Here is a 5,774-nt window from a genome sequence, read left to right as displayed (position 1 = left end):
GGCTTATGATCAGGCCGCGCAGGAAAAGGCAGCGGCGGAGGTGGCGAACTTACCTGAGGATGCCGCGCTGGTCGGGATGATGGCGGATTACGCAGTCATACGGGCGCAGACGCGGGCGTGCACATCCTGACTTCTTGGCTCCTTCGGGCGCGCTGCCTCCAAGCCTGACCACCTGTCCGCCCAGAAAGATCAGCGCGCCCACCTGACATCCCGGACATCCAATTTCGGGATATCCACTTGGTCGGCGATATGCTGGCCGACCCCGGTGGGCTCCGAACGGGTTCGCCGCCATCCCCACCCCGCGCTCGATCCGGCCCACCGTCCGGCGTCTCCTGCGGTCCCCGCGCTTTAGGGTCCGGGTCCCCATCATGCATTTCCCGATACCTGCTGCCTAACCGTCGGCCACCTCCGGCACCGCGGGCTGGCCCAGGCCAGTGACGATCTGTCGGAATTCGCCCAGAATTTCCTGATGGTTCCTTTCAAGAAACCGGACGAGGCGATCATTCTGCAAGAGCCGTTCGACATAGCGCCCCGCAACGACGAGGCGAAGATGATCGGGACCGAGTGTGCCCTCGATCAGCTTGATGTTCTTCTGCAGACTGGCCATCTCAGCTTTCATTCGCTCGGCCTGTTCGCGCGTGACACCGGCAGGTGACTTGCGCGCCGCTGGATCAACCAGATCGGCAGCATCGGTGGCAGCCAGAATGGCCTCGGCATAGGCAACCGTGTAGTTGTTTGCGGCGATCATCAGCTCGGCTGCCTGAATCTGGCGCAAGGGCTTCATCTTGCGCAGCGCCCGGAAGCCGTTGATCGGGCAATGTCGCGCCTTGAGCAATTCGGCAGCCTCGGCACAGATGCCGTTCAGCAGGTTCCGTTTTCTACGGATCAGCGCCACATCGACATTCAGCGCGGCGGCAATCCGGGCTTCGGGAACGCCGCGCTCGACTGCGCGCAGGATCATCTTGTGTTCCTGAATCGTGGCCAGGCGACTGATCCGCTTATTGTAGGTGAAGGCCTCGTCGTCTGTCGCCACGAGACAAGTGACCGTCTCCTCGCCCATTTCCTTCAGAACAAGCAGCCGAACGTGACCGTCAAGCAGGATGAATGCGTCGCTCTGCCCCTTTGCGCGCGAAATGACCGGCGGTTCGATCAGCCCGACCTCTCGGATCGATGCCGCGATCTGCGCATATTTCTGGCTTTTGGGCACGGTCACTGGCAACTGCTTGACCGGAAGGATAGAGGTGATCGGAACGCTGATCAGATCTGCCTCGAAGCCAGGGCTTATGGCATCGGGCCCACTGTCTGAACGTGTCATGTTACGGCCTCCCCCAAACCGTCGACGACGATGCGCGGCAGGGAATCTAGGCCCTCGGCACGCAGGAGCGTCAGGAAATTCTCGTCTTTCAGCAGCGACTGAAACGCGGCATCGAGGAACAGCAGGCTGCTGCGTGTCACCTGAGCGCGATTGATCATGTCCTTCTGACGCTCTGCCTCGGCGCGATAGGCATTGACCAGCGCCGCCGATGTCATCCGCGTGCGCGAGCGTGCGGTTCGGGTGGCACCTTTTTGCTTGCCATGCCGCTTTCGCAATTCGACGAGCCGCCGGGCTTCCAGCAGTTTCTTGCCCCGCAGCTCGCCCGATGCATAAGCCGCTTCCAGCGCCTTCTGCACATCCTTTTCCTCTGCCCGCGTGATGTAAAGCGCGACGCTGAGAGGCATCTGCCCGGTCTCGACAGCGATCAGAAGCCGCTCTTCGCCATTGGCGATCAACTCGCCGATTTCATGGACATAGGCAAAGGACAGCCCTGTCTTGTCGGCAATCTCGTGATCCGAATAGCCCCGGTCCCGCAGCGTTGAGATATCCTGAAGCAGTTCCAACGGGCGCTGCTGTCGCCGGGCGATATTCTCGATAATGCCGCGCAGGAGTCGCTCGATCTCATTGGCGTCCACAATGATCGCAGGGATCCGGGTCTCGCCCAAGGCCAGATAGGCCTCCATCCTACCTTGGCCACAGACCAGCCGATAACCCTGATGATCGTCGCGTGCGACCGTGATCGGCTTTTTAAGCCCGACTTTGCCGATGCTGTCCACCAGAGCACGGAACGTCTTCTCCGACCGTTCACGTGGGTTTTCCACGGTAATCTCTGCAATAGGGATGTCCTGGACTTCGCCCTGTGTTTCGATCTCGTTCACCACGACATAACCTCCGAAACGGGCACTCGCCGGGCTATCTCGAACAGGAAATCAAGTTTGTCGAATCGGAAGGCGTCCAGCATCAACCCATTCTCCTCTGCCAATCCAAGCGGCTTGCTGCGCATTTCAAACTGCGGCAGCAGGTAATAATCGAGCGCCTTCTCATTCGCACGATCCATGCGGATCGCAATTGTGATGTCCGGGGCAAGGCTGGTGTCGAAGCGGATCTTCCATCGCAGACTGCCCCCGCGTGTTTCGCGACACCGGGAAACGACGACAGAGGCCGTAAATTCATTGCTGATCGTTAGCAGGTCGGTGACGGGATTCCGGTCGACCGCACCGCCCAGCCTGGTGATCTCGCCCACCACGCGCTCGACCGCATCCCCGTGAAACAGCCGCAGCATGCGGTTGATCTCGACATAGCGATAATCGCGATCCGGCGTGAACCCGACGAGGGAATAGGCGCGAAGCAGGCTGCCGAAGCGATGCGCATAGGCGCCGCTTGATGGCATGCGGCCTGCTTCGTCGATCACCAGCCCGGAAATATAGCCATGGCGCTGAAACAGCCGTGTCAGCCTGTCCAGCATCTCGTCATCCGAAAAGCGTCGGTTGCGCGCGGCGATCACCGCCTGCACCTTATGGAACTCCCGGGGCTGAACGATGGCCTCGAAGGCGCCTTCCGATCTGATCCACATCTCCGGGCCATTCGCGACCCGTTTGCGCTTCAGCTTGAACGAACGCCGGTTGTAGACATTGTTCCCGATATACTTCTCATTGGTCAGGACCTGCTGAACGGAGGCGCGGGTCCAGAGCTGGCCGAGATCGGTCAGGATGCCACGTTCATTCAGTTCCGCTGCGATCTCGCTCTCGGATCTGCCCTTCTTCAGAAACCGGCCATAGATCCAGCGCACCGTCTGCACTTCGTCGTCGGGTCCGGGCACGAGGATGACCCTGTCCGTCTGTAGGCTTTTCTGCTCGCCGCGCTTCAACTCTGCCTTGATATCGCCGCGCTCGTCGACAAGGACACGCCGCAACCCGTAACCGGCGGCCCCGCCCTGCCGATAGCCTAGCTCGATCAGACGGCATTGCCCAGCAAAGACCTTGGTCGATAACTCGCGGCTGTATTCACCCGCCATGGCGCGCTTGACGCCCTTGACGATGGTCGCGATGGGGCTGCCGTCGTTCTCGAACTGCTCGGCGCAATATTCGACCTGTTTGCCCGCCCTGCGGCAGATATATTCGTAATAGGCAGATTCGTCGGCATCCTGAAACCGGCCCCAACGGCTGACGTCATAAACCAGGATCACGTCGAAATCCGCAGTGCCCGCTTCCACATCCTGGATCAGCTGCTGCAGCGCCTCGCGCCCTTCCAGCCTCAGCCCGCTTTTCCCCGCATCTGCATAGGTCCGCACCAGTTCAAAACCGCGTTCCTCGGCATAGGCGCGGATCGCATCTGACTGATTCTCGGTCGAATATTTCTGATGTTCCGTCGACATGCGGACATATTCAGCCGCACGCTGCCTCGTCGGCTCGGATTCGGTGTTGCTGAGGGAAGGCGGGGGTTGACCTGCCATACTCGTCTCCACGTCAGTTCATGCCGGAACCTCCAGGCTGACCGCCCGGCGCACTCGATCCGGGTGCAAATTGGAACCTGCCGTTTTCACGTTTCCCCCTCAGGTTTAGCCGAGGAGGGAAAGAGTATGTGGGTGAAGATGGGCACAATTGTGCCGGAAATGGGCACAATTGTGCACCTGACAGCGGTTCCGGGGGAATACAGGGAAGCAATCGCCGCCGCGCTGGTCGCAGACCTCGGCCAGACGCACCGGGCGATCAAGACCGCGATGCGCTGGACCGGTGCAAGCGAGCGGACCGTCAAATACTGGATGTCCGCGGAGCGAGGACCAAGCGGCGAGCATCTGATCGCATTGGCACGGCATTCCGACGCGGTCTTCATCACCCTGCTGGTGATAGCGGGACGAATCGAGCGGGAGAGTGATAGTCTGGATCCGGACGACAGGAGGCGCTGATTCCGGCCGGATTTTCATGCTGCAAGGTCAAGGTTACATAGGCAACGCCTCAAATGCCTGTTGGATTCTTGGGCGGAAATACGAACGCCGTCACTTCAGATCGCGGACCCATGACCCGGGTTGGAAGGCCCGGTTCTGGCTCGTGACCTCTGTGGTGTCCCTTGATCAGAACGACCTTGCCGCTCCGATAATGCCGTTCATGTTCGGTCACCCAGTGGCGGATCGGGCCGTTCCGACCGTCTCGCACCACACGTTCAAATTCGAGGCGCGCGCCCTGTTCCTTCATGTGCGCCGCGGCGTGCGGGCCGATGCGTATGGTGTGATGGGACTTTCCAGCGCCGAGGATCCACGACTTCCCAAATTTGCGCGCGGTTTTCAGGTCCTTTGGAGAGAATGTGACAGCTTCTGTCGGAATAATCCCACCCAGGTCCGGGGAAGTCAGCATTGCGAATAGCGCGTATGGGATGAAGAGATCCGAGGCCGTGTCGACCAATGAAATCTGGGCACGACCGGAAATTTCTTCCTTCGCCATACCACGGTCAGACAGCAAGTCGGCCATGTAGTTGTGCATCTGAGGCTGAAAGGAGTTAAGCCCACCTTGTTCAGGTCGCTCGAATCGCAAGGTAAAAAACGGATCGACGATCTTCCCCCGCGAGTCGCAGCTGAACATCGTCACCGTCAGAGCATCCGTGTCCCGATCATCGATCAGATAACCGCGCTTGCCCGAGCCCGACGGGTTTTCGTGGTGCTCTATGACGGGAGAGCCTCGCCTGACGCGCGCCGCGACCAATTCGTGATAATCGAACTCGACCCATGCCACCTTTCCCGGAGGTTCGACTTCTCCCAAGAAGGTCAATGCTGCAACGTTCTCGTCTTGGGTTCTGTCCTGAATCGTGTCATGCAGGGTGTCGGCATAGGCAGCCGCAGCGTGATCGAGCAAATACACCTTTGCCTGCTGCAGCGCATCGATGGTATATTGCCGAAAGATCAATAGTTCGTCGGTTTTCCCGAGATGCCAGACCGGATCACTGTGCGGTGCGGAGTTGTTCGCCAACGACGCGCCGTAGGTCGAAATCAAATTTCTGAAGAGCATAAGCGCAGCACTTTTCTAGGACGCTGCCTACCATCCTCGCTCGCGCAGTGGGGTTCAAGACCTTTCGGGAATATTGCGTCAAGAGCTAAGCCAAATAGGCCGGACGTACCCGCCAATGCCTCCGACTGCCTGCTTGTGCGCGTCGCGGCAGCTTTTCAGGCCAGGTGTTGATGTGGCGTTGATGTAGACGCGAGAATAGCCGGTGGTATGGTGATACCATCTTCTTATTTGCTTGATTTATTTTTATTTTTTTGTTGCGGGGACAGGATTTGAACCTGTGACCTTCAGGTTATGAGCCTGAAATGGCAGTCCCACTTCTGGCAGATCATGTGAAAAGCTTGCTTCGATGCTAAGATCCTCCACCCACGTCCCGACACTGTTCAAGACCTTGATCATGATGACCTTTCCTGATCTCACAGCCGGGCAGCCGCATCAGTTCTATTGCTGATACGCAGATCTGC

5 protein-coding genes and 1 tRNA gene are annotated in these 5,774 nt (G+C 59.1%); 1 reads left to right on the top strand and 5 read right to left on the bottom strand.

From position 1 onward, the window contains the following. Positions 1–391: 391 nt before the first annotated feature. From H4P12_RS18500 to H4P12_RS18490, 3 genes are read right to left on the bottom strand one after another with little or no spacing between them, the layout of a single operon-like run. Complete coding sequence (locus H4P12_RS18500; protein ID WP_187795103.1) at positions 392–1,315, bottom strand: plasmid partitioning protein RepB C-terminal domain-containing protein; 924 nt, start codon at positions 1,313–1,315, stop codon at positions 392–394. Further along, complete coding sequence (locus H4P12_RS18970; protein ID WP_187795102.1) at positions 1,312–2,193, bottom strand: plasmid partitioning protein RepB C-terminal domain-containing protein; 882 nt, start codon at positions 2,191–2,193, stop codon at positions 1,312–1,314. The genes H4P12_RS18500 and H4P12_RS18970 overlap by 4 nt, the downstream gene beginning before the upstream one ends. Beyond that, positions 2,190–3,767 carry a recombinase family protein gene (locus H4P12_RS18490; protein ID WP_223115896.1) on the bottom strand — a complete coding sequence of 526 codons (1,578 nt, stop codon included), beginning with the start codon at positions 3,765–3,767 and terminating at the stop codon, positions 2,190–2,192. The genes H4P12_RS18970 and H4P12_RS18490 overlap by 4 nt, the downstream gene beginning before the upstream one ends. A gap of 126 nt (positions 3,768–3,893) precedes the next feature. Here H4P12_RS18490 and H4P12_RS18485 point away from each other — a divergent pair, with 126 nt between their 5' ends. Beyond that, positions 3,894–4,220 (top strand): XRE family transcriptional regulator, encoded by a 327-nt coding sequence (locus H4P12_RS18485; RefSeq protein WP_187795100.1) that lies wholly within the window; start codon positions 3,894–3,896, stop codon positions 4,218–4,220. A gap of 49 nt (positions 4,221–4,269) precedes the next feature. On the opposite strand, the gene H4P12_RS18480 is transcribed toward H4P12_RS18485, so the two are convergent. Continuing rightward, the gene (locus H4P12_RS18480) at positions 4,270–5,274 is read right to left on the bottom strand and encodes a hypothetical protein (RefSeq protein ID WP_246449389.1); all 1,005 of its coding nucleotides are present in this window, start codon (positions 5,272–5,274) and stop codon (positions 4,270–4,272) included. Between the two features lie 293 nt (positions 5,275–5,567). Then, positions 5,568–5,636, bottom strand: a tRNA-Met gene (locus H4P12_RS18475). Positions 5,637–5,774 lie beyond the last annotated feature (138 nt).

It is taken from the genome of Paracoccus amoyensis (assembly GCF_014490725.1).
Lineage (GTDB): Bacteria > Pseudomonadota > Alphaproteobacteria > Rhodobacterales > Rhodobacteraceae > Paracoccus > Paracoccus amoyensis.
This window is presented reverse-complemented; position numbering and strand designations above follow the sequence as displayed.